Here is a 24,833-nt window from a genome sequence, read left to right on the forward strand (position 1 = left end):
GTTCCTTCACTCATGACTGACACTCGTGGTTCCTGCGGTCGGATCGGGTCCGAGGGGCCACGGTACGCGGTGAAGAAGGTGTGTGGTCTCGTTTCGGTTACGTCGCACGCGGGCGTACGGGGGTGACCGAGGGGCGTCACTCCGACAGTGCGTCCGCGAGCCGCGCCGCCAGTTTCTGGGCCCTGTCCTGCATTTCCTCGCTGTCCGGGACCGTGCCGACCGTCGTCGGCTGCTCCTCGTACTCGATCCTCACGATCACGTTGGACGTGCGGAACACCACAGTCACCGTGCGCTGCTGAGCCGTCGATCCGGAGCTGCTGAGCTCGTCGTCGAGGAAGGCCTCGTCGCCGAGGTCCTCAAGGACGCGGGGCTGGAGCTCCTCGGGGATCGTCCCGTCCGTGGAGCCGGAGCCGGAGCCGGAGGGGGAGGCGGAGGACGAGGCGGACCCGGACCCGGACGCGGACCCGGACGCCGAGGTCGAGGGCGAAGAGGAGGGGGAGGGCGAGCCGCTCGGTTCGGTGGTGGACGTGCCCTCGTCGCCGCCGCCGGTCTCGGAACTCGTCGGCTCGGGAAGGTCGGCCGCCTCCTGCTGGGTCGCGAAGAGCTCCTGCGCCTCGGTGTCGTCGCTGACCGCGCCGTCGTACGACACCACACGCTCGAAGTCGACGAAGAGATGATCGGTGGCCTCGGCCGACTCGACCTTCCAACGGCAGCCCACCTTGCGGTCGGTGTCGAAGGTGAGCGTCGGCGTGCCCTCGTACGCCTTCTCGCGCTGCTCCTCGTCCGTGAGCTCCTGCACGCCGGGCAGGAGCGAGTCGAGGGTCTCCTCACCGACCACGTCACAGGGGTCGGGGAGCGTGCGGTACCGGCCGGGCTCGGCCACCGCGGTCGCCGTACCCGAGTCGCCGGGGTTGGCGTCGTCGGTCGTGCCGCCGCTGTCGGAGCTGCCGGTGCAGCCGGCCAACAACGCCGCGAGGAGCGCGGCGACGCCGGATACGTACGCCTTCCGCTGCACGGTCAGGCTCCTCTCGACGGTGCTGTGTGGTCGGTCCGTTGCCGGTCTTGCAGCGTCCCCGCTGGTTATTCGCTTGCCGCGCGGGGGCGCTCCCTGGAGACAATGTGTATCGCACGCACCGCCGTGGACGCCGGTCCGCTGTCCCATTTCAGCGACCTTGGCGCCGGTTTTGCGATTTCAGACTTGTATTTTCATTCCGGGGGATAGAGGACGATATGTCGTACGTGGAGATGCCGGGCGCGAAGGTTCCCATCCGCATGTGGACCGACCCGGCGACGGTCGAGGACGTGGCGCTGCAGCAGCTGCGCAACGTCGCGACGCTGCCGTGGATCAAGGGGCTGGCGGTCATGCCGGACGTCCACTACGGGAAGGGTGCGACCGTCGGGTCCGTCATCGCGATGCGGGGGGCTGTGTGTCCTGCGGCGGTGGGGGTGGACATCGGGTGCGGGATGTCGGCGGTGAAGACGTCGTTGACGGCCAATGATCTGCCGGGGGATCTGTCGCGGTTGCGGTCGAAGATCGAGCAGGCGATTCCGGTGGGGCGGGGGATGCATGACGATCCCGTTGACCCGGGGCGGCTGCATGGGTTCGCCACGGCAGGGTGGGATGACTTCTGGGGGCGGTTCGAGGGGGTTGCCGATGCGGTGAAGTTCCGTGAGGAGCGAGCCGGGAAGCAGATGGGAACCCTCGGCGGGGGCAACCACTTTGTCGAAGTTTGCACAGATACGGACGGTTCTGTCTGGCTGATGCTGCATTCCGGCTCCCGGAACATCGGCAAGGAACTCGCCGAGCACCACATCGGCGTGGCCCAGAAGCTCCCGCACAACCAGGGCCTGGTCGACCGTGACCTCGCCGTCTTCGTGGCGGACACCCCGCAGATGGCGGCGTACCGGAACGACCTGTTCTGGGCGCAGGAGTACGCCAAGTACAACCGCACGATCATGATGGCGCTCCTGAAGGACGTGATCCGCAAGGAGTTCAAGAAGGCGAAGCCGACCTTCGAGCCCGAGATCAGCGCCCACCACAACTACGTGGCCGAGGAGCGCTACGACGGCATGGACCTGCTCGTGACCCGCAAGGGCGCGATCCGGGCCGGCTCCGGCGAGTACGGGATCATCCCGGGCTCGATGGGCACGGGTTCGTACATCGTGAAGGGCCTCGGGAACGCGAAGTCCTTCAACTCGGCCTCGCACGGCGCGGGTCGGCGCATGAGCCGTAACGCGGCCAAGCGGCGATTCTCGACGAAGGACCTGGAGGAGCAGACGCGAGGCGTGGAGTGCCGTAAGGACTCCGGTGTCGTGGACGAGATCCCGGGTGCGTACAAGCCGATCGAGCAGGTCATCGATCAGCAGCGGGACCTCGTGGAGGTCGTGGCGAAGCTGAAGCAGGTCGTCTGTGTGAAGGGCTGACGCTGGAGGCCCCCGGTGAAGACCGGGGGCCTCCCTCATGTCTACTCGCTCATGTCTACTCGGGCAGCTTCTCAAGGAGCGTGCTGCGCAGGGTCGTTGAGAGTGCTCCGGGGTTCAGGGACAGGGCGTCGGAGACGTAGCCCTCGATTCCGCCGTACTCGGTCGTCAGGGACGACAGGAACAGGCTCATCACTTCCGGCGGCGTCCTGTTGAAGCCCGGCCAGGTGGGCGTAGGGCCGTTGTTGAGGGCCTTCCATTCGGCCAGGAAGGCGGGAGCCGCCAGTTCTGTGAGGGTGAAGTCCTCGATGATGGTCTCGTCGGGGACGCCCAGGAGGCCCAGGATCAGTGCCGCCAGCAGGCCCGTGCGGTCCTTGCCCTTCGCGCAGTGGAAGACCAGGGGAGTGTCCGACTCCGCTGCTTTCGCCACGAGCTCCAGCGTGCTGCGGATCTCCGCCGTGCCGTCCTGGGCCACCTCCAGGTAGCGCTCGGCGAGGTAGGGGCCGGGGGCCACGTCGGCGGTCAGGGCCGCCTGGTTGTACGGGCGGTGCTCGATGCTGAGGTTGTGGTACGTGAACGACGGGTGGTCCGGGATGCGGCCGCTGTTCTCGATCTCCCACGGGTAGCGCAGGTCGATCACCGTGCGGATGCCCAGGGAGAGGAAGCGGGACCAGTCCGGGGTGTCTTCCGTCAGCTTGCCCAGGGAGTCCGTGCGGTAGAGGCGGGCGGGGCGGATGCGGTGGCCGTCCGTCGTCGTGTAGCCGCCCAGGTCGCGGAAGTTGTGCAGTGCGTCGAAGCGTATGTGTCTGTCCACGGGCTGTGACCATAGGCGGTCGCAGCCCTCTCGCACCTGTGCTTTTACTTCGGCGCGTGTGTCACCGCGTAGATCATGACGAACGCCACGATGTGGATGCCGAAGAGGAAATAGCCGAGCCACCACCACATCTGGCGTTCGTTATGGAGTTCTTTGGGGCCTTTGGGGTCTTTGCCTGTTTCCTTGTCGCCGTCGGCCATTACAGCTCCCTGTGGACCTTCGTGTTGGACGCCTGGGCGCGTGGGCGGACGACCAGGAGGTCGATGTTGACGTGGCTGGGGCGGGTGACTGCCCAGGTGATGGTGTCGGCGACGTCGTCTGCCGTCAGGGGGTCGGCCACGCCCTGGTAGACCTTCGCCGCCCTTTCCTCGTCGCCGGCGAAGCGGGTCAGGGCGAACTCGTCCGTCTTGACCATGCCGGGCGCGATCTCGATGACCCGCACCGGGCGGCCGACGATCTCCAGGCGGAGGGTCTCGGCGAGGACGTGGGCGCCGTGCTTGGCGGCGACGTAGCCCGCGCCGCCCTCGTACGTGCCGTGGCCGGCCGTGGAGGAGACGACGACGATCGTGCCGTCGCCGCTCGCCTCCAGCTTCGGGAGCAGGGCCTGGGTGAGGTTCAGGGTGCCGATGACGTTCGTCTCGTACATCGTGCGCCACTCGGCGGGGTCGCCGGTGGCGACCGGGTCGGCGCCGAGTGCGCCGCCCGCGTTGTTGACGAGGACGCCGATCGTCTTGAAGGCCATCGCGAACTCGTCGACCGCGGCGCGGTCCGTCACGTCCAGCTGGTAGGCCGTCGCCGAGTGGCCGGCCGCGTTGATCTCCTCGGCCAGCGCCTCGATGCGGTCCTTGCGGCGGGCGGTCAGGACGACCCGGTAGCCGGCCGCGGCGAGCTGTCGTGCCGTGGCGGCGCCGATTCCGCTGCTCGCACCGGTGACGACGGCGATGCGGGAGGCGGCGGACGGTGCGGCGGTGGGCATGGCTGCTCCTCGTGCGTGGTCGAAAGCCTGTCCGGCCAGGATAGGCGGGCGCGGCGTCCGGGCGGTTCGTGGTCTCGCTCTGCGGTCGGCCCGTCCGGGGCGGCGGTGGGAGAATGAGGTGGGTGATCCTCCAGCGCAGGAGGTGGACCATGGGACAGGCGCGTGAGGTCATGGACCGGCTGACCGAAGCGATCACCACGGCGGACCCCAAGACCATCGCCGAGCTCTACGCGCAGGACGCGGTCGCCGTCACTCCCGACGGCGGCGAGCTCCACGGGCGCGACGACATCGCCGCGTACTGGCGCCAGATGACGGAGATGGTTCCCGAGGGCACATACGAGCCCGTGCACTCGTACGAGGTCGGCAACACGGCCATCGACGAGGGGTTCTTCAGCGGACGGAACACGGGGCCGATCCAACTGCCCACCGGGGAGACGCTGCCCGCGACGCAGAAGGAGATCAGGATCCGCGGGGTGGACTTCGCCACCGTCGACGACAGCGGACACATCGTCGACTACCGGCTCTACTTCGACGAGATGGAGTTCCTGGGGCAGCTGGGGCTGCTGCCGCCCACCTGACCCTCGACCGACCCTCGACTTCAGCTGCCTCGCGGCGCGTACATGATCACCGCCATGCCCGCGAGGCAGATCAGCGCGCCCGTGACGTCCCAGCGGTCCGGGCGGTAGCCGTCCGCGACCATGCCCCAGGCCAGGGAGCCGGCGACGAAGACACCGCCGTACGCGGCGAGGATGCGGCCGAAATCGGCGTCGGGCTGGAGCGTGGCGACGAAGCCGTACGCGCCGAGGGCCATGACGCCCGGGCCGATCCACAGCCAGCCGCGCTGCTCGCGCACGCCCTGCCAGACCAGCCAGGCGCCGCCGATCTCGAAGAGGGCGGCGACGGCGAAGAGGGCGGCGGAGCGGAGGATGAGCATGCGGGCAGCTTGTCACCTGTTGGACGGCGCCTGGCGGCCGCTCCACGTGGGATACATCCGTCGACCACGGTGGAGTGAGGAGCGGGCGGTATGCGGCGGATGCGGGTTGCTGGGGTGTGCGGTGCGGCCGTCGTGGCTGCGGTCGGTGGGGTGGCTCCCTATGCCGCGGCCGTGGATGCCGGGGCGGTGGGCGCCGGGGCGGTGGGACGTCCTGAGGCTGGTCTCGCCTATCACGGTTCCGCCGCCCTGTCCGGCGGCCAGGTCCACGTACGGTTCACGCCGCACAACCACGGGCCGAGCGCCCTTCCGGCCTCGGCGGTACGGCTGCGCTGGTCGGAGCCGCTGGCGGACCGGCAGACGCTGCCGGAGGGGTGTGGGCGGGCGGGGGAGCGGACGGTGATGTGCCGGGTCGGGGCGCTGGAGGCGGTCGGGGCGGGGAAGCAGGTCGAGCTGCGGGTGGGGCTGCGGGGTGCGCCGTCGGAGGTGCTGCTGGAGTTCGGCACGGTGCGCAGCGGTGGTGCGGCGGACGGTGACGGGGGGAGGGGGCGGCAGCGGGTGCTGGTGCTGGACACGGGGGACACGTACTACTTCTGACGCCTGTTTTGCCTGCCGGGGCCTATTCGTCGGGGTTCTCGGTGTCGTAGCGCTCGCGGGCCTCGTGCACCTCGTCGAAGTGGGTCTCCGCCCAGTCCTTCACCGCGGTCAGCAGCATGGCCAGGTTGTGGCCCAGGGGGGTGAGTTCGTAGTCGACGCGGACCGGGACGGACGGGGTGACGGTGCGGGTGAGGATGCCGTCGCGTTCCAGGGAGCGCAGCGTCTGGGTCAGCATCTTGGGGCTGACGCCGGCGATCTTGCGGCCGAGGTCGCTGTAGCGCAGGGGGCCGGGGGCGAGGGCGGAGACGACGAGGCTGACCCACTTGTCGCTGATGCGGTCCAGGAGCTGGTTGGTGGGGCAGCTCTTGAGGAACGCGTCGTACTCGATACGGGCCTGTTCGCGGCGCTGGGCCGCCGTCGTGGTGGCCATGGCTCACCTCCGGGGTACATACGCACTCTCAGGTACCTACTTACGAATCGATAGTAGCTCTTCCTAGGGTTGTTGCAACGGGCGGGAGAGGATCCCAGACCCTTGCGAACCTGACAAACCAAGGAGAGCTGCTGTGCGTGCTGTTGTGGTGAACTCGTTCGGTGGGCCGGATGTCGTGGAGGTCGTGGAGACCGAGCTGCCGGAGCCCGGTGCGCGGGAGGTACGGATCAAGGTCGCGGCGGCCGCGCTGAATCCCGTGGACGCGGGGGTGCGGGCCGGGGTCTTCGGGGGTGCGGGGAAGCGGATCGGGCTCGGGTGGGATGTGGCCGGGACCGTGGACGCGGTGGGTGTGGCCGCTGCCTGGAATGTCGGGGACGAGGTGGTGGCGCTCGACTACGGCATGGTCGAACCGCTCGGCACCCACGCCGAGTACGTGGTCGTCCCCACGGACGCCGTCGCCAAGGCGCCGGCCACGGTGGACGCCGTCCACGCGGCGACGCTGCCGCTGAACGCGCTGACCGCCGAACAGGCCCTGGGTCTGCTGGAGCTGACGCAGGGTCAGTCGCTGCTGGTGACGGGCGCGGCGGGCGCGGTCGGCGGGTACGCCGTCCAGATCGCCGCGCACCGGGGGATATCGGTCACCGCGCTGGCCCGGGAGGCGGACGAGGAGCTCGTACGGTCCTTGGGGGCGGCCCGCTTCACCGCCGGTGCCATCGAGGCGGGGAGCTTCGACGCCGTGCTGGACGCCGCTGTGCTCGGGGAGCCGGCGCTGGAGTGGGTGCGGGACGGGGGCCGGTACATCGGCGTCATCCCGCAGGCGGAGCCCGCGTCGGTGCGTGGGGTACGGACCGGGGCGGTCGAGGTGAGCGCCGACGGGGCGCAGCTGGCGGAGCTGGTGCGGCTGCTGGACGACGGGGTGCTGACGACACGGGTGGCCGAGACGTTCGCGCTGGACGATGCCGCGAAGGCGCATGCGCGGCTGGACGAGGGCGGCGTGCGGGGCCGGTTGGTGCTCATTCCCTAGCGGTGTCGCCGGGGGCGCCGCCGGACCGCGCGTCCGCCGCGTACGCCGCCGGCGGCACCCCCACCGTCGCCGTGAAGTCCCGTACCAGATGGGCCTGGTCGGCGTAGCCGAGCTCGGTGGCGAGGGTGGCCCAGTCGACGTCGGTGCGGGTGCCGGCGTGTTCCAGGGCCTCGTGGATGCGGTAGCGGAGGATGACCCACTTGGGGCTGACGCCGACGTACGTGGAGAAGAGCCGTTGCAGCGCCCGCACCGACAGGCCCTCCGCCCGGGCGAAGTCGCCGACGCGGCGGACCGTGCGGTCGGTGCGGATGTGCTGGACGAGGCTCATGGCGAGGTCGGCCTGGGGGTCCGGGGTGCAGGGGAGGGAGTGGAGGAAGGTGTCGAGGGCGGCCACCCGGGCGTGGTCCTCGGCGGGGGTGACGATTGCGTGCGCGGCGTCGCCCGTCGCCTGCGGGAACACCTCCTGGGCGGGCAGCGCGCGGCCCGTCCACCCGGACACCGGCGCCTCGGGGGCGTACGGCCGGAAGCCGCCGGGCCGGAACTTCACCCCGCACACCCGGCCCCGTCCGCTCAGCTTCCGGGTGTACAGGCCGAGCGCGACCCCGGTGACCTCGGCGTACGGCGGGGCTTCCGTCTCGTCGGCCCCGTCCCACTGGAAGGTGAGGTTGACGGCCGGGTGCGCGACGATGTGGGAGGCGTAGGGCGCGGGCAGGTCCCAGTCGATCAGCCAGTACCACTCGACGTACCGGCGCAACGGCTCGGCGGGCTCGTGGCGGCGGAACCGTACGCGGTTCAGCAGCCCGGACGGGTCGACGATCCCGCGGGTGTCGTGGCGGGGTGCCTCCATGGCCGGATCGTACGTCGCGTTTCGGCGGGCGTCGCGTTTCTTCAAGAAGGGCGAGGGGTGGCTTTCCTACGGTCGAGTCATGGATGCGAACGAGGCGAAGACGTACGGCGTCGGTGAGCTGCTGGCCATGGCGCGCGAGCGGGCGGTTCCGGTGGTGCGGGGCATTCCCGAGGCGGCGCTCGCCGCTCCCACTCCCTGCGCCGAGTACGACGTGAAGGCCCTGGTCAATCACCTCTTCCAGGTGATCGTGCAGTTCCAGCGGCTGGCCGTGAAGGAGGCGTCGGACTTCGGGGAGACCCCCGACCGGGTCGCCGAGAGCCCCGAGTGGCGTGAGGGGCTCGTGGCCGAGGCGGACCGGCTGGTGGCCGCCTGGTCCGCGCCCGGCGCCGAGGAGGGCAGGACCGGCGGGATGAACATGCCCGCACGGCTGGTCGGCTCGATGGCGCTGCTCGATCTGACCGTGCACGTGTGGGACCTGGCGCGGGCGACGGGCCAGGACTACCCCGGTGTCGACGAGGCGGTCGTGGCGGAGCTGGCCGGCGCGGTGGACGAGCTGGCGCCGACGGCCAGGAAGATGGGGGTGTTCGGGGAGCCGGTGCCGGAGCCGGAGGGGGCGTCGGCGTTCGAGCGGCTGCTTGCGCGGACGGGGAGGAACCCGCACTGGCAGTGAGGAACCCGCACTGGCGGTGCGGAATCCGCCCGGGGAATAGTCCCCGGCAGGTCCCCGTTCTCCAGCTATAGTTGAACGTTGAACGGTCAGTACCTGGAGGGTGAGCGACCATGCAGTTCGGGATCTTCAGCGTCGGCGACGTCACGCCGGACCCCACCACCGGACGTACACCGACCGAGCGCGACCGCATCAAGGCCATGGTCGCCATCGCGCTGAAGGCCGAGGAGGTCGGGCTCGACGTCTTCGCGACCGGGGAGCACCACAACCCGCCGTTCGTGCCGTCGTCGCCGACGACCATGCTCGGCTACGTCGCCGCGCGCACCGAGCGGCTGATCCTCTCCACCGCCACCACCCTCATCACCACCAACGACCCGGTGAAGATCGCCGAGGACTTCGCGATGCTCCAGCACCTGGCCGACGGCCGGGTGGACCTGATGATGGGCCGCGGCAACACCGGCCCGGTCTACCCCTGGTTCGGCCAGGACATCCGGCAGGGCATCAACCTCGCCATCGAGAACTACGCCCTGCTGCACCGGCTGTGGCGCGAGGACGTCGTGAACTGGGAGGGCAAGTTCCGTACGCCCCTCCAGGGCTTCACCTCCACGCCGCGGCCGCTGGACGGCGTACCGCCGTTCGTCTGGCACGGCTCGATCCGCTCCCCGGAGATCGCCGAGCAGGCTGCGTATTACGGCGACGGTTTCTTCCACAACAACATCTTCTGGCCGGCCGACCACACCAAGCAGATGGTCGAGCTGTACCGCACGCGCTACGCCCACTACGGGCACGGCACGCCCGAGCAGGCGATCGTGGGGCTGGGCGGGCACGTCTTCATGCGCCGCAACTCCCAGGACGCGGTGCGCGAGTTCCGGCCGTACTTCGACGTCGCGCCGGTGTACGGGCACGGGCCGTCGCTGGAGGACTTCACCGCCCAGACGCCGCTGACCGTCGGCACGCCGGAGCAGGTCATCGAGAAGACCCTGGCCTTCCGCGAGTACGCGGGCGACTACCAGCGCCAGCTGTTCCTCGTCGACCACGCCGGGCTGCCGCTGAAGACCGTCCTGGAGCAGATCGACATGCTCGGCGAGGAGGTCGTACCGGTGCTGCGCAAGGAGTTCGCGTCCGGGCGGCCGGCCGAGGTGCCGGATGCGCCCACGCACGCTTCCCTGCTGGCCAAGAAGGGGTCGGAAGAGGTGACTGTCGCATGAAGCTCGTCGTCGTGTCGGCGGGGCTGAGCGTCCCGTCGTCCACGCGGTTGCTGGGTGACCGGCTGGCGGCGGCGGTCGGCAGGCAGGTCGACGTGGACGTCGAGGTCGTCGAGCTGCGCGACCTCGCCGTGGAGATCGCGCACAACTTCACCAACGGCTTTCCGGGCCGGAAGCTGGCCGCCGCCCTCGATGCGGTGACCTCGGCCGACGGCCTGATCGTCGTCACTCCCGTCTTCTCGGCGTCGTACAGCGGCCTGTTCAAGTCGTTCTTCGACGTGATCGACAAGGACGCGCTGGCGGGCATGCCGGTGCTGATCGCCGCGACCGGCGGTACGGCCCGGCACTCGCTGGTGCTGGAGCACGCGCTGCGGCCGCTCTTCGCGTATCTGCGGGCCGTGGTCGTGCCGACCGGGGTCTATGCGGCCTCGGAGGACTGGGGCGCCGCGGGGCTGGATGGGCGGGTCGAGCGGGCTGCTGGGGAGCTGGTCGGGCTGATGGCCGGACGACCTGCGAAGAAGGGCGCGGAGCCTGGGGTGGTGCCGTTCGAGGAGCAGCTGGCGGCACTGCGACCGGCCGGGTGAGAGGCCAGTAAGAAGGCACCCGGTGAGCCGCTCATCACGTCGTACGACCGCGAGGGCTTGGCAGTATGAACCCGTGCCCCAGACTGTGCTGCTCGCCGAAGACGACCGCGCCATCCGCAACGCCCTGGAGCGGGCGCTGACCCTGGAGGGCTATCAGGTCACCGCGGTCGCCGACGGGGTCGAGGCGCTGGCGCAGGCCCACCGCACGCCGCCGGACGTGCTCGTACTGGACGTGATGATGCCCGGCATCGACGGCCTCCAGGTGTGCCGCGTGCTGCGCGCCGAGGGCGACCGCACCCCGATCCTGATGCTGACGGCGCTCGTGGAGACCCAGGACCGCATCGCCGGCCTGGACGCGGGCGCCGACGACTACGTCGTGAAGCCCTTCGACGTCGAGGAGGTCTTCGCCCGGCTGCGCGCCCTGCTGCGCCGCACCAGTGAGGCGAACAACGCCCCCGTCGACGTACCGAAGCAGGCCCCCGATGCTCCCGCGACGTCCGGCCGGCTGATCGAGGCGGCCGGCCTGCGCATGGACCCGCAGGCGCGGCGGGCGTGGCGGGGCGCGCGGGAGCTGGAGCTGACGCGGACCGAGTTCGAGCTGCTGGAGCTGCTGGTGCGCAACGCCGGCATCGTCCTCGACCACTCCACCATCTACGACCGCATCTGGGGCTACGACTTCGGCCCCGGCTCCAAGAACCTCGCCGTCTACGTCGGCTACCTGCGCCGCAAGCTCGACGAGCCGGGCGTGCCGCAGCTGATCCACACGGTGCGCGGCGTGGGTTACGTGCTGCGGGAGGACTGAGTGGGCGCGGCCCGCCGTCGGCTCGGGCGGCTGCTGACGGGGCGGCGCAGATCGGGACTCGGCACCACCTTCGCGGTGTCCTTCGCGGCCGTGACCGCCGTGGTCACCGTCCTGGTCGGGCTGCTGTCCTACGGTGCCGCCGCCCGGCTGGTGCGGGTGGACCAGGAGTCGGTCTTCGACGAGGTCGTGCAGGATCTGCGGGGCGAGGTGCGCCAGCGGCCGATGACGCCCGAGGACTTCTCGTCCTCCGCGCCGGGGCACGATCTCGTACGGCCCGCCCGTACGGATGTGCAGGTGCTCGGCTCGGACGGTGCCGTCGTCGACCCGGGGCGGCCGGGGCTGCCGGTCACGGCCGCCGACCGGCGGATCGCGGCCGACGGGACGGCCGGGCGGATGGTCCAGTACAAGGACGTCGGCGTCGGCAGCGACGTCTACCGCGTCGCGACCGTCGCGCTCGGCGGCGGGCGGGGCGCGGTGCAGATCGCCCAGGAGTTCAGCGACACGGAGGACCTGCTGCGGGCGCTGCAGCAGCGGACGCTGCTGCTGATGGCGGCGGTGGTCACGCTCGCGGGACTCTTCGGCTGGTGGCTGGCTCGGCGCATCACGCGCCGCCTGGTCGTCCTCACCGCCGCCGCCGAGGACGTCGCCCGCACCCGGCGGCTCGGCATCCAGGTGCCGGTCACCGGATACGACGAGGTCGGCCGCCTGGGCCGCGCCTTCGACCGCATGCTGGGCCGGCTGGCCCAGTCGGAGGAGGACCAGCGGCGGCTGGTGCAGGACGCGGGCCACGAACTGCGTACGCCGCTCACGTCGCTCCGTACGAACATCTCCCTGCTGCGCCGCATCGACGAGCTGCCGCCCGCCACCCGCGACGAGCTGGTGGCCGACCTCGGCCAGGAGGCGCGCGAACTGACCGACCTGGTCAACGAGTTGGTCGACCTGGCAGCCGGGCAGTCCGACACGGAGCCGGTCCAGCGGGTGGACCTCGCCGACATCGCCGACGAGGTCGCGGGGCTCGCCCGGCGGCGCACGGGACGGCGGATCACGGTCCGTGCGAGCGGCGACACGTCGACGGACGGGCGGCCGGGGATGCTCCAGCGCGCGGTGACCAACCTCGTCGAGAACGCGGCGAAGTTCGACCGCGAGGGCACGGCACCGATCGAGATCAACGTCGCCGGGCCCGCCCGTCCCGGGACGGTGCGTGTCGAGGTCCTCGACCGGGGGCCGGGCATCGCCGAGGACGACCTGATCCGGGTCTTCGACCGCTTCTACCGCGCCGCCGACGCGCGGTCGCTGCCCGGCTCCGGGCTCGGGCTGTCGATCGTGCGGGAGGTGGCGCTGTCGCATGGAGGAGCGCCGTTCGCCTTCCGGCGGGAGGGGGGCGGGACGGTGATCGGGTTCACGGTGGGCGGGTCCGGCTGAGAGGCTTCCCGCCGGGCCCCCTGTCGTGTGGCCCTGGGGGCGACCGGGGGCGACTGGGGACGACTGGGGAGGGAGCGTCATCGTGCTGAACGACGTGGAGGCGGCCGTCCTGGCGAAGATCGACGAGGCCGCGATCGGACGGACGCTGCTGGAACTGATCGCCGTGCCCAGCGTCACCGGGAGCGCTGCCGAGTCGGAGCTCCAGCATCTGCTGGCGGGGCGGCTGGAGCGGCTCGGGCTGGATGTCGACCTGTGGTCCATGGACCTGGACGCGTTGCGCGCGCATCCCGGCTTCCCGGGGACGGAGGCGGAGCGGGAGGAGGCCTGGGGCCTGGTCGGGGTGACGGAGGACGGCGGGGACGGACCCACCTTTGTCCTGCAGGGGCATGTCGATGTCGTCCCGCCCGGGGATCTGGACGCCTGGGCCGGCGATCCGTTCGTGCCGAGGGTGGTCGGGGATGTGGTCCACGGCCGCGGTGCCTGCGACATGAAGGCCGGCCTGGTGGCCCACCTCGCCGCGCTCGCGGCGATACGGGCCGCCGGGGTGCGGCTGCGGGGGCGGGTGGGGGTGCACTTCGTCGTGGGGGAGGAGGACGGAGGGCTGGGCGCCTTCGGCACGCTGCGGCGCGGCCACCGGGGCGACGTCTGCGTCATCACCGAGCCGACGGGCGGGGCGCTGGTCACCGCGAACGCCGGGGCGTTGACCTTCCGGATCACCGTGCCCGGCAAGGCGGCCCACGGCAGCGCACGGGACCAGGGGGTGAGCGCGATCGACGCGTATGTGCCGCTGCACCGGGCGCTGGGGCGGCTGGAGGCCGAGCGGAACCGGGACCCGCACTCGTTGATGGCCGAGCACCCGATCCCCTACGCCCTGTCTGTAGGCACCGTGCGCGCCGGGGACTGGGCGAGCAGCGTGCCCGATCTCCTGGTCGCGGAGGGGCGGTTGGGGGTGCGGCTGGGGGAGGATCCCGCGGAGGCGCGGGCGGCCTTCGAGCGCTGCGTGGCGGAGGCTTGCGCCGGTGATCCGTGGCTGCGTGAGCATCCGGCGATCGTGAGCTGGCCGGGCGGGCAGTTTGCGAGTGGGCGGTTGCCGGAGGGGCATCCCCTGCCCGGGGTGATGCGGGGTGCGTACGGGGATGTGACGGGCGGCGGCGGGGGTGCGGGGCGGTTGCCGGAGCAGGGGGCGCCGTACGGGAGTGATCTGCGGTTGTACACCGGGGCGGGGATTCCGACGTTGCAGTTCGGGCCGGGGGACATTCGGGTGGCGCACAGTGCGGGGGAGCGGGTGTCGGTGGGCGAAGTGGTGGGGGTGGCGCGGGTGTTGGCGGTGAGTGTGTTGCGGACGGTGGGGACGAAGTAAGCGCCCCTGCGTCCGGAGTGCACGTGGAGCCTATTGCCAGCCAGCCAGCCATTACGTGCCGCGCGCGACGCTCAGATTCGCACGCGCCCTTTCCGTCACGGGGTGGTCGTACCCGAGAACGCGTGCGCTGTCGGCGAGGTTCTGCTCGTACAGCAGGATGCCCCGCGTCAGGTTCCCCGCCAAGCAATACGCGCTCGCGAGGTTGTTGCGGGAGGCCAGCGTGTCGGGGTGGTCCTCACCGAGCACCCGGAGCCGGTCGGCGAGGTTCTGCTCCAACAGCAGGATGCCTCGCGTCAGGTTCCCCGCCGAGCAATACGCGCCCGCCAGGTTGTGCCGGGAGGTCAGTGTGGTGGGGTGGTCCTCACCAAGGACCCGGATCAGGTCGGCGAGGTTCTGCTCGTACAGCGGGATGGCTTGCGTCAGGTCCCCCGCCGACTCGTACGCGTACGCCAGGTTGTTGCGGGAGGTCAGTGTGTTGGGGTGGTCCTCACCGAGCAGCCGGAGCCGGTCGGCGAGGTTCTGCTCGTACAGCGGGATGGCTTGCGTCAGGTTCCCCGCTGACTCGTACGTGCCCGCCAGATTGTTCCGGGCGCGCAGCGTGTCGGGGTGTTCGTGCCCGAGGACGCGTTCGCTGTGGGCGAGGTTCTGCTCGTACAGCGGGATGGCTTGCGTCAGGTTCCCCGCCGACTCGTACGCGTACGCCAGGTTGTTGCGGGAGGCCAGCGTGTTGGGGTGGTCTTCACCGAGCACACGCCGGTCGATGACATGAGCCCGGAGAAAGTACGTGATGGCGAACTCTATTGCGCCATGGTCCTCTCGGAACGCGGCGGCTCTGTCCAGCACATGCGACATGTTGAGCGTGTCCTGCTCGGGCGTGCTGTGCTTGGCCAGGGCATCGACGTGCGGCAGCAGCGCCTGGCACTGGGGCCAGTGCTCGGGCGAATCAACATCGGTGGGGAACACGCTTCTCAGTCGGCGCGTGGCCTCCTGGCGGCCGTGGGCGATGTCGTTGTCCTGGCGGTGGGGGTCGTCATCTTGGGGAGTCCGGGCGAGCGCCTGCACGAGCCGGTGGACCGAGAGGGTGCCGTCGGCGTTCTCCGTGATCATGCTGTACGCCGCCAGCCGCCCGACGGCCGCCGCGAGCACGGGCGGTGGGGCGAGGCCGTCGAGCAAGGTGCGCGGGATGTGGTCGGGGGCGTACCAGGCCAGGATCCGCAGCAGTTCTCCGGCGAGGGGCAGGTCCGCGAGGCGGTCCAGGGTGATGCGCCAGATCCGTGCCACCGTTCGCCCGGCGTCGGTACCCGCAGGGCCGAGCGCGTACGTCTCGGTCGGCCACTGGCGCAGCATGTCCAGATAGGCGCGGGGCGTGGTGCCGCTCTCGTGGCAGAACGCGGCGGCCTGCTCCACGGCGAGCGCCAAGTGCCCTAGCTCGTCGCACACGGCACGCGCGCCGTCGGTCTCCCGCGGCCCGTCGTGAGTGAGGATGCGGGTGAACAGCTCGACCGACTCCTCCGGGTCGAACACGCCCAGGCGAAGCGTGGTCGTCAACCGGTGCCAGCCCGTCGCCCGGCGCGTGGTGACCAGGACACGGCCCCGATCGGGGACCCGGTCCAGCAGCGGGCCGATGTGGTCGGGGTGGTCGACGTTGTCCAGCACCAGTAACCAGTCCCCGTGACCGGCCAGCCACGCCAACGCCCGCTCCTTCTGCAACTCCACCGGCAACCCGGCCAGCCCCGGCTGCAGCGCGCACGCCAGTTCAGCGAGACCGGCGTCCACGGCGGCAGGGCTGTCGGCGGTGATCCACCACCGCAACCGAGCCGTGGCCCGGTGTGCGGCCCAGCGGGCGGCCAGTGTGGACTTGCCCACCCCGCCCAGGCCGCTCACCGCCCGCAACACCACCCCGCCCGGAGCGGCGAGCGCCGCGTCCAGCTGATCAAGCGCGGCGTCCCGGCCGACGAACAGCTCTGTCAGGGGGATGTTCGACACCCCGCCGGCCACGGCATCGTCAGGGATCGGACCGTAAGCCTCCGCGGGCAGCGCCTGCTCGGCATGCACCGCCACCGAGTTCACGACATCGCGCCCTGCGGCATTGGAGCCCGAAGAAGCCGACACCGCGGGCGCCATGGTCGGTTCGCTCGGCACGTCTGTGCCGGGTTGACTCCTGGGTTTCCTCATCGCTGAATCACTGACCGTGCCGCGCCGTCGACCCGTCGATGTCTCCACCAGCCGCGTTCGATCCGCCAGTTGCTCGGATCCCGGGGCCGCCGTTCGGCGATGTGCCCGCGCCCGGCGCTGTGTCTTGCGCCCGGGCGTTGCGAATGCTGCCGCGTGCCGCGTTCGAGCCCGCCTCAGCCTGCACCGGCTCCACAGCGGAAGGTGAGCTTGCCGCCGCGAGCCTTAACTGCCACAGCCCGACCCCCAACGCCGCGATCCCGGCCACCGAGCCGATCACCCCCGCGGCCTGGCTCGACTGTTCCAGATCCGCCGTCGACACCCACACCAGCAGCACGACCGCCGCGACGGCGCCCACCACGGTCAACGTCCACCAAAGAGCCCTCTGCCAGCCAGCCATGAGGACATCGTGGCCCTGCTCGCAAGATCAAGCTGACGCTTCCCTCAATCTGCCTTCAGGACGGTGGTCAGGGCGTGCAGGGCGGTGGGGGTTGAGGCTATGCAGTGGGGCCACGGCCCCGCCGTGCCGCACGGCAAGGCCGTCTGGTTCGGCCTCGCCCTGGAAGGTTCCTGCGCCATGGGCCTCGCGCTGATCGACGGGGCATGACTCGGGGGTGCGCGAACCCATGAGCGAGACTCGCGCGCGTGGCTTACTGTGCGTGATCGATTACGGACTGTTTGGATGGCGCCGAGCGGCGCCGCCCCCGGTGCCCTCTCTCGGACAAGGAGAGAAGTGCAGCATGAAGATCACGAAGGTTCTGCTCGCGGGCGGGTCCGTGACGTCGGTCGCCGTCCTCACCACCCTCACCACCGTCACCGCCCTCACCGTCCTCGCCGCCCCCGCCGTCGCGCAGGAGTCGCCCGGCTCGGCGGCGACCCGGTCCGGCGCCACCGTCCACGTCCAGGCCCGCGACAACGTGGTGAACGGCATGAGAGTCGGCATCGACCCCCGCAACGGGCACCTGATCGTCGAGGATGACGCAGGCATCGCCGCGGGCCAGGGCTGCATGCCGATGTCCGGCACCGACGGCACCGCCGTCGACTGCGGCCCCGCCACCGGAATGGGCGGCGTCACACGCCTCAATGTCTCGATGGGCAACTTCGGCGACAGCTTCTTCTCCACGGCCCCCGTCAACACCTCCGTCGACGCCGGGTCCGGCGGCGACTTCGTGCGGACCGGCGCCGGCAACGACTCGATCAACCTGCGCGACGACGTGCGCGGCAACGACGCGGTGACCTGCGACAGCGGCGGCAACGACCAGGTGGTCGGCGAAGCCGGCGACACCATCACCGCGGACTGTGAGCGCCAGGGGCGGTTCTAGGCGGGCAACAGCGGCTCTTGCTTCTTCCCGCCGACGCCCGGGTGGTGCGTCCCCGGCAGTTGCCAGCAGTCAGTCTGTCGGGGGCTGCGTGCGTCGGGCGTAGGCACGGGCCGCGCGGGCGCGGTCGCCGCAGCGGGTGCTGCACCAGTGGCGGCGGCCGTGCCGGAGCAGGTAGCGGTTGCAGGGCGGGGAGCCGCAGGCCGTGAGGCGTTCGGCGTCGGGGGATGTGAGCAGGTCGGCGGCGTCGGCGGCGAGGGTCGCCAGGGCGTGGTCGACGATCTCGGTGGTGGGGTGCGGGGCCGCGCGGTAGGGGCCGTTCTTCTCGTCCCACTGCAGGAGCGGGGCCGTGGGAACCCTGGTCAGCGCGTCGTTCACGGCGGCCAGGGCGGCGGGGAGCGCGGGCAGCGCCTCGACCCGCGAGGCGAACAGCGCCCGGATCTGTTCCCGCAGGGAGCGCAGCTGTGCGGCACACATGTCTCGCATGCCGGCGTCGACCGGAGCCAGGCCGCGCTCGGCGAGCCACCGGTTCGCCGCGGCCGGGGTGCCGATGAGGTCGACGAACTGCCCACCCGGCACCGCGATGACGCTGTTGACGAGAGCGAGTGACGGGTACTGCTCCGCACCCGGCGCGGGCGGCAGCGGGGGCTCGACGGTCGCTGTCTCCTTGGTCGCGGTGTCCTTCACGGCTCTCACGATACGGCCCACCGAGTTGTATGACGGTCGTTATAGAGCGGGTGTAGTCTGCCGTCCTGCTGTTCTCTATAACGACTGTCATAAGGGGTCGCCATGACGATCATCACCGTGAACGCGCCCAAGGGGCGCCTGAGCCTCGAGCGGCGCCGCGAGCTGGCCGAGACGCTCACGGACGCTGTACTGGTGCCCGAGGTAGGCCAGTTCGCGCCGGCCGCCCGGGTCGGATTCCAGGTGCACTTCGTCGAGCGCGAGCGCGACATGATGGCCGTCGGCGGACGGCTGTTGGTGGATGCCGGGAGCGAGCTCGACGTGATGGTGATCGACGTGGCGGTCATGGACGCCGCCTGGCAGCCGGACGTCCGGGCCGAGGTCATCGAGCGGGTGCTGGCCGCGCTGGCGGCGGCCTGCGGGACGGAGAAGCCGTCGCCGACGTGGTGGGTCAACTTCCGTGTGATCGACGAGGGCAGTTGGGGCGCTTCGGGCGGCGTGCTGTCTGTGCTGCCCCTGCTCGACAGTGGTGTGTTCACGGAGGAGAGGGCCAAGGCGGTTCGAGCTGCGCTGGGTGGATGAGGGCGGCTGAGTCGGACGCCCCTTCCGATCGGTCCGACGCCCCTTCCGACCGGTCCGACCGCCCTCCCGGTCAGTGCTTGATCGCGGTGAGGATGAGCGCCTGCAGCTGCTCGGCGGTCCGGTCGAGAGGCTGGGTGCTGCGCTTGGCGCGGCACATGGCCACGGTCCCCTCGACCGCCGCGACGACGAGCGTCGCGAGCTGTGCGGCCTGCTCGGGCTCGGTGCCGTGCTCGCGCAGGGAGGTGGCCAGCAGCTTTTCCCACTCGTCGAAGACCTCGGCGGCGGCCGTCAGGGCGGTCGGCGTCTCGTCGGCGGGGGGCTCCTCGATCGAGACGGCGAGGACCGGGCAGCCGGCCCGGAAGTCGCTGTCGACGACGATCTTGCGCCACAGGCCGAGGAACGCGCGCAACCCGGCGACCGGCCCGGCTTCGAGTTCCTTGCGCAGGCTCCGGGCGACCCACGCGCCCGTGTGGCGGACGGCCTCGGTGGCCAACTGCTGCTTGCCGTCCGGGAAGTAGTGGTACGTCGAGCCGAGCGGCGCCCTGGCGTGTTTGGCCGTCTCGCGGATGCTCGTCGCGTTCAGGCCGCGGCGGCTGATCATGTCGGCCGCACCGGCGATGATCCGCTCGCGCACCGTCGGGCTGGGCTTGGTCACGTACGCGGTCCCTTCTGACCCCACTGGCTATAACGGCCGTCATAGTCTAGCGTGACGCCCGTCTATAACGACTGTCATAGACGGGCGTCGCCGTATGCGACGACGAAGAAGCCGTAGGGGACGAAGGAGAAAGACAGAGGTGCTCCCATGCCGATGATCCGGCTCACAGCTCCGGCCGGTGCCCTGACCGACCAGGGTCGCCAGAGCGTTCAGCGTGACCTCGCCGCCGTACTGCTGCGCTGGGAGGGCGCACCCGACACCGCGTTCTTCCGCGCCCAGGCCTGGAGCTACCTCGTCGAACTGCCGGACGGCGCCCAGACCACCGCCGAGGACGACGCGCCGCGCTTCCTGGTGGAGGTCACCGTCCCGCAGGGCGCCCTGTCCGAGCGTCGCAAGGCGGGCCTGGTCGAGGAGGCGACGCGGACCGTCCTGTCCGCCGCCGGCCTCGCCGCCGACGAGGCTCTGCGGGTGTGGGTGCTGGTGCACGAACAGCCCGACGGCACCTGGGGCGCGGGCGGCTCCGTCATCCGCTACGCCGACCTCGTGGCCCTGGCTCAGCAGGGCAAGGGGAGCACGGCCGATGCGTGAACTCACCTACGTGGCCCGGCGCACCGTCGAGTGGCGTGAGGCGCCCGACCCGAAGCTCCAGTCGGACCGGGAGGCGATCGTCGCCCCGGTGGCGGCCACGCCCTGTGACGTGGACTCGTCCATCCTGGCCGGGCATAGCTTCATCGACCCGCCCTTCGCCCTCGGCCACGAGTGCGTCGCCAAGGTCGTCGAGACCGGCGACGCCGTCACCGCCGTAGCCCCCGGCGACCTGGTCGTCGTCCCGTGGTCCATCAACTGCGGCACCTGCGACCGCTGCCGGGCCGGCCTGACCGCGCACTGCACCGCCGTCCCCTACATGGCGATGTACGGCGCACCGATCGGCGGCACCTGGGGCGGGCTCTTCTCCGACCTGGTCCGCGTGCCCTACGCCGACGCCATGCTGGTCCCGCTGCCCACCGGCCTGGACCCGGTCGCCATGGCCTCGGCCAGCGACAACTGGTCCCTGGCCTGGCGCCTGGTCGCCCCCCACCTCAAGTCCCGCCCAGGCGCCCGGGTCCTGGTCGTCGCGCGCGGCAGCATCGGCCTGTACGTGTGCGACATCGCCCGCGCGCTGGGCGCCTCCGACGTCCTCTACGTCGACCCCGACCCCGAACACCGCGCCTTGGCCGGCACCTTCGGAGCCGCCACCGCCGAATCCCTGGACCCGATCCCACAGGGCTTCGACATCGCCGTAGAAGCCACCGGCCGCGTCGACCAACTCGCCCTGGTCGTCAAGTGCCTGTCCCCGGAGGGCATCTGCGAGAGTGCGGGCAACCACTTCCGCCCCGGCGAGCTGCCCCTGCTCGACATGTACCTCACCGGCGTCACCCTGCGCGTCGCCCGCGACAACGTCCGCGCCCACATCCCCGACGCCCTCGAACTCGCCGCCTCCGGCAAGGTCGCCCCCGAACGGGTCGTCTCCCATGTCATCGACTGGGAGGACCTGCCGACGGCACTGCCGGAGAAACACCTCAAGCCGGTGTTCGTACGGTCCGACACTTGACCGCGTCTGCCGGACCCCGCCCCACCGCACTGCACCCCCACCGCACCTCACTACACCCCGCCGAGAAACCTGATGCACACCTCCCGGACCGACCAGCCGCCCACCGACCCCACGTCACCGACATCCAAGTCATCCGAGATGTCCGAGACATCCGAGGGACTGGAACACCAGAAGGCCGCCATCACCGGCCTCGGCCACGAACTGCGCGCTCTCGTGGAAGCCACCGTCCGCACCGCCGCCTCCCCCGACACCCTCCACCAGGTGGCGGACGGCGTTCGTCACCTCACCGGTCAGCTGACGGGGCGACGGCGCGCGAGGGCGGAGATCCCGGAGGTGGACGAGTTCCCCGCGGGCGCACGGATGTACAGCCCCGTCACCGGCCCCGGCAGCCCGCTCGCCCCGCCCCTCCACATCACGCCCGAAGCCGACGGCCTGGTGGGCCACTGCACCCTCGGCATCGCCCACGAAGGCCCGCCCGGCTACGGCCACGGCGGCATGAGCGCCATGCTCTTGGACGAACTCATGGGCCGCGCCTGCGCAGCAGCCGGCATGGCCGGTCTGACCGTCTCTCTGCAGATGCGCTACCACCGCCCGGTCCCGCTGGAGACACCCCTGCGGGTCCTCGCCCGCGTCACCGGCACGGGCGACCGCAAGATCTTCGTAAGCGGGTCGATCACCACCCGGACGGACCCGGACGCACCCCTCGTCACGGCCGACGGGGTCTTCGTCACCCCCGACCCCGACCGCGCTCGCGCCCTGTTCCCGGGGCTGCGTCCGCAGCGGTGAGTCAGGCGGGATACGCGTGCGTCTGGGCCGCCTTGACCGTCGCCCAGACCGTGGCGCCGGGGCGGAGGTCGAGTTCGGCGGCGGCGACCGTGGTGAGGTCGGCGGCCAGGGGGAGTTCGCCGGCGAGGGCGGCGCGGATCTGGTCACCGTGGGTTTCCAGGCCGGCCACCTCGCAGCGCCAGAGGTTGCGGGCACTGGAGCCGGTGGGGCGGTCGCGGTGGAGGGTGACCGCGCTGGGCGGGAAGGCCACGAAGGCCGGGCCGGTGAGAGCCTCCGTGGTCGTGATCGTGACCGACGAGGTGTCGTCGACGCGGACCGTGTGTCCCTCGGCCCGCCCCCGATAGAGGTTGAGGCCGACCAGGTGGGCGATGTAGTCGGTGCGCGGGTGGCGGGCGATGTCGGCGGGGGTGCCCTCCTGGACGACGCGGCCGTCCTCGATGACGACGAGGTGGTCGGCCAGCACCATGGCGTCCAGGGGATCGTGCGTGACGAGTACGGCGACCGCTTCGAAGTCGGCCAGGTGGTGGCGGAGTTGGGCGCGTACGTCGAGGCGGGTGCGGGCGTCGAGGGCGGCGAGGGGTTCGTCGAGGAGCAGCAGGCGGGGGTGGGTCGCCAGGGCGCGGGCGAGGGCTACGCGCTGGGCCTGGCCGCCGGAGAGGCGGCGGGGCTTGGCACCGGCGTGGCCGGCGAGACCCATGCGCGCCAGCCACTCGGCGGCCTGGGCGCGGGCCTCCGCCTTGGTCGCGCCGTGGCAGCGCGGCCCGAAGGCCACGTTGTCCAGTGCGGTCAGGTGGGGGAAGAGCAGGTAGTCCTGGAAGACGACGCCGACCGGGCGGGACTCCGGCGGCGTACGGTCCAACTCCGCGCCGTCCAGCCGTAGATGGCCGTCGGTGAGCGGGACGAGCCCGGCCAGGGCGCGCAGGGCGGTGGTCTTGCCGGCGCCGTTGGGGCCGAGGAGCGCGACCACGTCGCCGGGGGCCGCGGTCAGCGCCACGTCGAGGCGGAAGGAGCCGCGCTCGACCACCAGCCGGGCGTCGAGTCCCTCACCGGCCCGGCCGGGTGCGCCGGCGGTGTCCTGAGCGGTCTTCTCGAGGTCGGTCATGAGGCGGTCATCCAGCGGTCACGCAGCCCCGCCAGGACCGCGACGGACACGGCGAGCAGGACGAGGCTGAGGGCGATAGCGGCCTCCGGGTCGCTCTGCAACGCCAGGTAGACGGCGAGCGGCATGGTCTGCGTACGCCCGGGGAAGTTGCCGGCGAAGGTGATGGTCGCGCCGAACTCGCCGAGCGCACGGGCCCAGGCCAGTACGGCTCCGGCCGCGATGCCGGGCGCGATGAGCGGCAGCGTGACCCGGCGGAACGCGGTGAAGCGGGAGGCGCCCAGGGTGGTGGCGGCCTCCTCGTAGCGGGGGTCGGCGGCCCGCAGGGTGCCCTCCACGCTGATCACGAGGAACGGCATGGCGACGAACGCCTCCGCCACCACGACCCCGGCGGTGGTGAACGGCAGGGTGATCCCGAACCATGCGTCCAGCCACTTTCCGATGACACCGTTGCGGCCGAGCGCCATCAGCAGCGCCACACCCCCGACCACCGGCGGCAACACCAGGGGCAGGGTGACGAGGGCCCGTACGATCCCCCGCCCGGGGAACTCGACCCGGGCCAGCAGCCAGGCCAGCGGCACCCCGATCACCAGGCTCACCGCGGTCGCCGCCGTCGCGCAGACCAGCGACAACTGGAGCGCCTGCCACACCTCCGTGCTGGTCAGCAGGTCCGGCATGCTCCGCCAGGGCGCCCTGATCAGCAGCGCCACGAGCGGGAGGGTCAGGAACGCCAGGCCGATGAGGGCGGGCAGGAGGAGCGGCAGCGGAGCGCCCCCGCGGACGCGGACGCGGCGGCGCCGCGGGCCAGCGGCCAGGGTGTCCGCGGCGCCGGCCTTGTCCAGCGAGGACGGGGACGTCACGGCTTGAGGAACCCGGCCGCGTTCAGGACCTTCTGGCCCTCGGCGGACTGCACCAGCGCGATGAACGCCTCGGCGGCCGCGGCGTTCGGCGCGTCCTTGAGCAGGGTGATCGGGTAGTCGTTGATGGCGTCGGCCGACTCGGGGAATTCCACGCCCTCCACCTTGTCACCCGCGGCCTTCACATCGGTCTTGTAGACGACCGCGGCGTCGGCCTCCTTCAGCACCACCTTGTTCAGGGCGGCCTTGACGTCCTCCTCGTAGGAGACCGGGGTGAGCTTCAGCTTGCTCGCGTCCAGGGCCTTCTGGGCGGCGGCGCCGCACGGGACCGCCTTGTCGCACAGCACGACCTTCAGGTCGGACTTGGTGAGGTCCTTCAGCGAGGCGACCTTGTCGGGGTTGCCCGGCAGGGTGGCGATCTCCAGCTGGTTGCGCACGAAGGTGGCGGGCGTGCCGGAGGCGCCCCCGGCGTCGGTGACGATCTTCATCGTCTTGGGGCTGGCCGAGGCGAACACGTCCGCCGGGGCGCCGCCGGTGATGCTCGCGGCGAGCGCGTCGCTGCCGCCGAAGCTGAAGGTCACCTCGGTGCCCGGGTGGGCCTTCTCGAACTCCTTGCCCAGCGTCGTGAAGCTCTCCTTCAGCGAGGCGGCGGCGAAGACGGTCACCTCGCCGGACAGCCCGGCCGAGGCGGAGGAGCCGGACTTGGCAGACGAGGAGCCGTCCGAGGAGGAGCAGGCGCTCAGGGCCAGCAGGGCTGCGGCGCCTACGCCGGTCACCTGCAGCGTCCGACGGGTCCGGCGCACGGAACGGGTCATCACGGGTCCACTCCCTCTGGTCCTCAACGGACTCCCTCTGGTCTCCAACGGACTCACGCTGGTCTCCAACGGACCTCACGGCGTAGGCGCCGACACCGAGCAGGGCGCCCGCGTCACCGATCCGGTGGTGTGCATGCGCAGAGGATACTGCCGCAGGTGCGAGGGAAAAGTCTCCTGTCGCATCGCATGAGCC

29 protein-coding genes are annotated in these 24,833 nt (G+C 71.3%); 15 read left to right on the plus strand and 14 right to left on the minus strand.

Features of this window, described 5'->3' with window-relative positions:
• Nucleotides 1-136: 136 nt before the first annotated feature.
• Nucleotides 137-1,015 (minus strand): DUF3558 domain-containing protein, encoded by an 879-nt coding sequence (locus PBV52_RS27900; RefSeq protein ID WP_274241937.1) that lies wholly within the window; start codon nucleotides 1,013-1,015, stop codon nucleotides 137-139.
• Between the two features lie 215 nt (nucleotides 1,016-1,230).
• Here PBV52_RS27900 and PBV52_RS27905 point away from each other — a divergent pair, with 215 nt between their 5' ends.
• Nucleotides 1,231-2,424: an RtcB family protein gene (locus PBV52_RS27905; protein ID WP_274241938.1), complete on the plus strand. Its 1,194-nt coding sequence runs from the start codon at nucleotides 1,231-1,233 to the stop codon at nucleotides 2,422-2,424.
• A 55-nt stretch (nucleotides 2,425-2,479) separates the two neighbouring features.
• Here the strand turns inward: PBV52_RS27905 and PBV52_RS27910 are convergent, their stop codons facing one another.
• The 3 genes from PBV52_RS27910 to PBV52_RS27920 are packed head-to-tail and all read right to left on the minus strand — an operon-like array spanning nucleotide 2,480 to nucleotide 4,211.
• On the minus strand, nucleotides 2,480-3,235 hold the full coding sequence (locus PBV52_RS27910) for a tyrosine-protein phosphatase (protein ID WP_274241939.1): 756 nt from the start codon (nucleotides 3,233-3,235) through the stop codon (nucleotides 2,480-2,482).
• A 44-nt stretch (nucleotides 3,236-3,279) separates the two neighbouring features.
• Entirely contained in the window at nucleotides 3,280-3,435 is a 156-nt protein-coding gene (locus PBV52_RS27915; RefSeq protein ID WP_274241941.1) for a hypothetical protein, read from the minus strand.
• A complete protein-coding gene (locus tag PBV52_RS27920; RefSeq protein WP_274241942.1) occupies nucleotides 3,435-4,211 on the minus strand; it encodes an SDR family NAD(P)-dependent oxidoreductase in 777 nt (258 codons plus the stop codon). Before PBV52_RS27920 ends, PBV52_RS27915 begins: the two co-directional genes overlap by 1 nt.
• A gap of 149 nt (nucleotides 4,212-4,360) precedes the next feature.
• On the opposite strand from PBV52_RS27920, the gene PBV52_RS27925 reads away from it, so the two are divergent.
• Nucleotides 4,361-4,789 carry an ester cyclase gene (locus tag PBV52_RS27925; protein WP_274241943.1) on the plus strand — a complete coding sequence of 143 codons (429 nt, stop codon included), beginning with the start codon at nucleotides 4,361-4,363 and terminating at the stop codon, nucleotides 4,787-4,789.
• Between the two features lie 20 nt (nucleotides 4,790-4,809).
• Here PBV52_RS27925 and PBV52_RS27930 read toward each other — a convergent pair whose 3' ends face one another.
• Nucleotides 4,810-5,145 (minus strand): YnfA family protein, encoded by a 336-nt coding sequence (locus PBV52_RS27930; RefSeq protein ID WP_274241944.1) that lies wholly within the window; start codon nucleotides 5,143-5,145, stop codon nucleotides 4,810-4,812.
• A gap of 90 nt (nucleotides 5,146-5,235) precedes the next feature.
• Here PBV52_RS27930 and PBV52_RS27935 point away from each other — a divergent pair, with 90 nt between their 5' ends.
• Nucleotides 5,236-5,739: a hypothetical protein gene (locus tag PBV52_RS27935; RefSeq protein WP_274241945.1), complete on the plus strand. Its 504-nt coding sequence runs from the start codon at nucleotides 5,236-5,238 to the stop codon at nucleotides 5,737-5,739.
• A gap of 22 nt (nucleotides 5,740-5,761) precedes the next feature.
• On the opposite strand, the gene PBV52_RS27940 is transcribed toward PBV52_RS27935, so the two are convergent.
• Nucleotides 5,762-6,169 (minus strand): helix-turn-helix domain-containing protein, encoded by a 408-nt coding sequence (locus PBV52_RS27940; RefSeq protein ID WP_274241947.1) that lies wholly within the window; start codon nucleotides 6,167-6,169, stop codon nucleotides 5,762-5,764.
• 133 nt (nucleotides 6,170-6,302) lie between these two features.
• Here PBV52_RS27940 and PBV52_RS27945 point away from each other — a divergent pair, with 133 nt between their 5' ends.
• Complete coding sequence (locus tag PBV52_RS27945) at nucleotides 6,303-7,193, plus strand: NADP-dependent oxidoreductase (RefSeq protein ID WP_274241948.1); 891 nt, start codon at nucleotides 6,303-6,305, stop codon at nucleotides 7,191-7,193.
• Here the strand turns inward: PBV52_RS27945 and PBV52_RS27950 are convergent.
• Nucleotides 7,183-8,040, minus strand: coding sequence for a helix-turn-helix domain-containing protein (locus tag PBV52_RS27950; RefSeq protein WP_274241949.1), 858 nt, complete (start codon nucleotides 8,038-8,040; stop codon nucleotides 7,183-7,185). The two genes, PBV52_RS27945 and PBV52_RS27950, sit on opposite strands and share 11 nt — an antisense overlap.
• A 79-nt stretch (nucleotides 8,041-8,119) precedes the next feature.
• Here PBV52_RS27950 and PBV52_RS27955 point away from each other — a divergent pair, with 79 nt between their 5' ends.
• From PBV52_RS27955 to PBV52_RS27980, 6 genes are all read left to right on the plus strand, one after another.
• A complete protein-coding gene (locus PBV52_RS27955; protein ID WP_274241950.1) occupies nucleotides 8,120-8,710 on the plus strand; it encodes a TIGR03086 family metal-binding protein in 591 nt (196 codons plus the stop codon).
• 110 nt (nucleotides 8,711-8,820) lie between these two features.
• Nucleotides 8,821-9,915 carry an LLM class flavin-dependent oxidoreductase gene (locus PBV52_RS27960; RefSeq protein WP_274241952.1) on the plus strand — a complete coding sequence of 365 codons (1,095 nt, stop codon included), beginning with the start codon at nucleotides 8,821-8,823 and terminating at the stop codon, nucleotides 9,913-9,915.
• A complete protein-coding gene (locus PBV52_RS27965) occupies nucleotides 9,912-10,496 on the plus strand; it encodes an FMN reductase (protein ID WP_274241953.1) in 585 nt (194 codons plus the stop codon). The genes PBV52_RS27960 and PBV52_RS27965 overlap by 4 nt, the downstream gene beginning before the upstream one ends.
• A gap of 73 nt (nucleotides 10,497-10,569) precedes the next feature.
• Nucleotides 10,570-11,298: a response regulator transcription factor gene (locus PBV52_RS27970; RefSeq protein WP_274241955.1), complete on the plus strand. Its 729-nt coding sequence runs from the start codon at nucleotides 10,570-10,572 to the stop codon at nucleotides 11,296-11,298.
• Nucleotides 11,299-12,720, plus strand: coding sequence for a HAMP domain-containing sensor histidine kinase (locus PBV52_RS27975; RefSeq protein WP_274241956.1), 1,422 nt, complete (start codon nucleotides 11,299-11,301; stop codon nucleotides 12,718-12,720). It begins immediately after the preceding gene.
• A gap of 82 nt (nucleotides 12,721-12,802) precedes the next feature.
• On the plus strand, nucleotides 12,803-14,080 hold the full coding sequence (locus PBV52_RS27980) for an ArgE/DapE family deacylase (protein WP_274241957.1): 1,278 nt from the start codon (nucleotides 12,803-12,805) through the stop codon (nucleotides 14,078-14,080).
• 51 nt (nucleotides 14,081-14,131) lie between these two features.
• Here the strand turns inward: PBV52_RS27980 and PBV52_RS27985 are convergent, their stop codons facing one another.
• Nucleotides 14,132-16,150, minus strand: a complete 2,019-nt coding sequence (locus PBV52_RS27985) for a tetratricopeptide repeat protein (protein WP_274241958.1) — start codon at nucleotides 16,148-16,150, stop codon at nucleotides 14,132-14,134.
• Between the two features lie 112 nt (nucleotides 16,151-16,262).
• Nucleotides 16,263-16,652, minus strand: a complete 390-nt coding sequence (locus PBV52_RS27990; protein WP_274241960.1) for a hypothetical protein — start codon at nucleotides 16,650-16,652, stop codon at nucleotides 16,263-16,265.
• A 340-nt stretch (nucleotides 16,653-16,992) separates the two neighbouring features.
• On the opposite strand from PBV52_RS27990, the gene PBV52_RS27995 reads away from it, so the two are divergent.
• Nucleotides 16,993-17,574, plus strand: a complete 582-nt coding sequence (locus tag PBV52_RS27995; RefSeq protein WP_274241961.1) for a hypothetical protein — start codon at nucleotides 16,993-16,995, stop codon at nucleotides 17,572-17,574.
• Nucleotides 17,575-17,643: 69 nt separating this feature from the next.
• On the opposite strand, the gene PBV52_RS28000 is transcribed toward PBV52_RS27995, so the two are convergent.
• Nucleotides 17,644-18,258, minus strand: coding sequence for a CGNR zinc finger domain-containing protein (locus PBV52_RS28000; protein WP_274241962.1), 615 nt, complete (start codon nucleotides 18,256-18,258; stop codon nucleotides 17,644-17,646).
• Between the two features lie 102 nt (nucleotides 18,259-18,360).
• Between PBV52_RS28000 and PBV52_RS28005 the strand changes: the two genes are divergently transcribed.
• Nucleotides 18,361-18,837, plus strand: coding sequence for a tautomerase enzyme (locus PBV52_RS28005; RefSeq protein ID WP_274241963.1), 477 nt, complete (start codon nucleotides 18,361-18,363; stop codon nucleotides 18,835-18,837).
• A 70-nt stretch (nucleotides 18,838-18,907) separates the two neighbouring features.
• Here PBV52_RS28005 and PBV52_RS28010 read toward each other — a convergent pair whose 3' ends face one another.
• Nucleotides 18,908-19,492 carry a TetR/AcrR family transcriptional regulator gene (locus PBV52_RS28010; RefSeq protein ID WP_274241964.1) on the minus strand — a complete coding sequence of 195 codons (585 nt, stop codon included), beginning with the start codon at nucleotides 19,490-19,492 and terminating at the stop codon, nucleotides 18,908-18,910.
• A gap of 147 nt (nucleotides 19,493-19,639) precedes the next feature.
• On the opposite strand from PBV52_RS28010, the gene PBV52_RS28015 reads away from it, so the two are divergent.
• From PBV52_RS28015 to PBV52_RS28025, 3 genes are all read left to right on the plus strand, one after another.
• Nucleotides 19,640-20,080: a tautomerase family protein gene (locus PBV52_RS28015; RefSeq protein WP_274241966.1), complete on the plus strand. Its 441-nt coding sequence runs from the start codon at nucleotides 19,640-19,642 to the stop codon at nucleotides 20,078-20,080.
• A complete protein-coding gene (locus tag PBV52_RS28020) occupies nucleotides 20,073-21,083 on the plus strand; it encodes a zinc-binding dehydrogenase (RefSeq protein ID WP_274241968.1) in 1,011 nt (336 codons plus the stop codon). The genes PBV52_RS28015 and PBV52_RS28020 overlap by 8 nt, the downstream gene beginning before the upstream one ends.
• Nucleotides 21,084-21,221: 138 nt before the next feature.
• Nucleotides 21,222-21,869, plus strand: coding sequence for a PaaI family thioesterase (locus tag PBV52_RS28025; protein ID WP_274241969.1), 648 nt, complete (start codon nucleotides 21,222-21,224; stop codon nucleotides 21,867-21,869).
• Between the two features lies 1 nt (nucleotide 21,870).
• Here PBV52_RS28025 and PBV52_RS28030 read toward each other — a convergent pair whose 3' ends face one another.
• From PBV52_RS28030 to modA, 3 genes are read right to left on the minus strand one after another with little or no spacing between them, the layout of a single operon-like run.
• Nucleotides 21,871-22,971, minus strand: a complete 1,101-nt coding sequence (locus PBV52_RS28030; protein ID WP_274241970.1) for an ABC transporter ATP-binding protein — start codon at nucleotides 22,969-22,971, stop codon at nucleotides 21,871-21,873.
• The gene (gene modB / locus PBV52_RS28035; RefSeq protein ID WP_274241972.1) at nucleotides 22,968-23,828 is read right to left on the minus strand and encodes a molybdate ABC transporter permease subunit; all 861 of its coding nucleotides are present in this window, start codon (nucleotides 23,826-23,828) and stop codon (nucleotides 22,968-22,970) included. Before modB ends, PBV52_RS28030 begins: the two co-directional genes overlap by 4 nt.
• Nucleotides 23,825-24,640 carry a molybdate ABC transporter substrate-binding protein gene (gene modA / locus PBV52_RS28040; RefSeq protein WP_274241974.1) on the minus strand — a complete coding sequence of 272 codons (816 nt, stop codon included), beginning with the start codon at nucleotides 24,638-24,640 and terminating at the stop codon, nucleotides 23,825-23,827. Before modA ends, modB begins: the two co-directional genes overlap by 4 nt.
• Between the last annotated feature and the right edge of the window lie 193 nt (nucleotides 24,641-24,833).

The sequence above is a fragment of the Streptomyces sp. T12 genome (genome assembly GCF_028736035.1).
GTDB lineage: Bacteria > Actinomycetota > Actinomycetes > Streptomycetales > Streptomycetaceae > Streptomyces.

Coding starts and splice junctions, on each gene's coding strand:
- PBV52_RS27905 (WP_274241938.1), top strand. CDS start 1,231: ATGTCGTACGTGGAGATGCCGGGCGCGAAGGTTCCCATCCGCATGTGG.
- PBV52_RS27915 (WP_274241941.1), bottom strand. CDS start 3,435: ATGGCCGACGGCGACAAGGAAACAGGCAAAGACCCCAAAGGCCCCAAA.
- PBV52_RS27920 (WP_274241942.1), bottom strand. CDS start 4,211: ATGCCCACCGCCGCACCGTCCGCCGCCTCCCGCATCGCCGTCGTCACC.
- PBV52_RS27925 (WP_274241943.1), top strand. CDS start 4,361: ATGGGACAGGCGCGTGAGGTCATGGACCGGCTGACCGAAGCGATCACC.
- PBV52_RS27930 (WP_274241944.1), bottom strand. CDS start 5,145: ATGCTCATCCTCCGCTCCGCCGCCCTCTTCGCCGTCGCCGCCCTCTTC.
- PBV52_RS27935 (WP_274241945.1), top strand. CDS start 5,236: ATGCGGCGGATGCGGGTTGCTGGGGTGTGCGGTGCGGCCGTCGTGGCT.
- PBV52_RS27940 (WP_274241947.1), bottom strand. CDS start 6,169: ATGGCCACCACGACGGCGGCCCAGCGCCGCGAACAGGCCCGTATCGAG.
- PBV52_RS27950 (WP_274241949.1), bottom strand. CDS start 8,040: ATGGAGGCACCCCGCCACGACACCCGCGGGATCGTCGACCCGTCCGGG.
- PBV52_RS27955 (WP_274241950.1), top strand. CDS start 8,120: ATGGATGCGAACGAGGCGAAGACGTACGGCGTCGGTGAGCTGCTGGCC.
- PBV52_RS27960 (WP_274241952.1), top strand. CDS start 8,821: ATGCAGTTCGGGATCTTCAGCGTCGGCGACGTCACGCCGGACCCCACC.
- PBV52_RS27965 (WP_274241953.1), top strand. CDS start 9,912: ATGAAGCTCGTCGTCGTGTCGGCGGGGCTGAGCGTCCCGTCGTCCACG.
- PBV52_RS27990 (WP_274241960.1), bottom strand. CDS start 16,652: ATGGCTGGCTGGCAGAGGGCTCTTTGGTGGACGTTGACCGTGGTGGGC.
- PBV52_RS27995 (WP_274241961.1), top strand. CDS start 16,993: ATGAAGATCACGAAGGTTCTGCTCGCGGGCGGGTCCGTGACGTCGGTC.
- PBV52_RS28005 (WP_274241963.1), top strand. CDS start 18,361: ATGACGATCATCACCGTGAACGCGCCCAAGGGGCGCCTGAGCCTCGAG.
- PBV52_RS28015 (WP_274241966.1), top strand. CDS start 19,640: ATGCCGATGATCCGGCTCACAGCTCCGGCCGGTGCCCTGACCGACCAG.
- PBV52_RS28020 (WP_274241968.1), top strand. CDS start 20,073: ATGCGTGAACTCACCTACGTGGCCCGGCGCACCGTCGAGTGGCGTGAG.
- PBV52_RS28025 (WP_274241969.1), top strand. CDS start 21,222: ATGTCCGAGACATCCGAGGGACTGGAACACCAGAAGGCCGCCATCACC.
- PBV52_RS28030 (WP_274241970.1), bottom strand. CDS start 22,971: ATGACCGACCTCGAGAAGACCGCTCAGGACACCGCCGGCGCACCCGGC.
- modA (WP_274241974.1), bottom strand. CDS start 24,640: ATGACCCGTTCCGTGCGCCGGACCCGTCGGACGCTGCAGGTGACCGGC.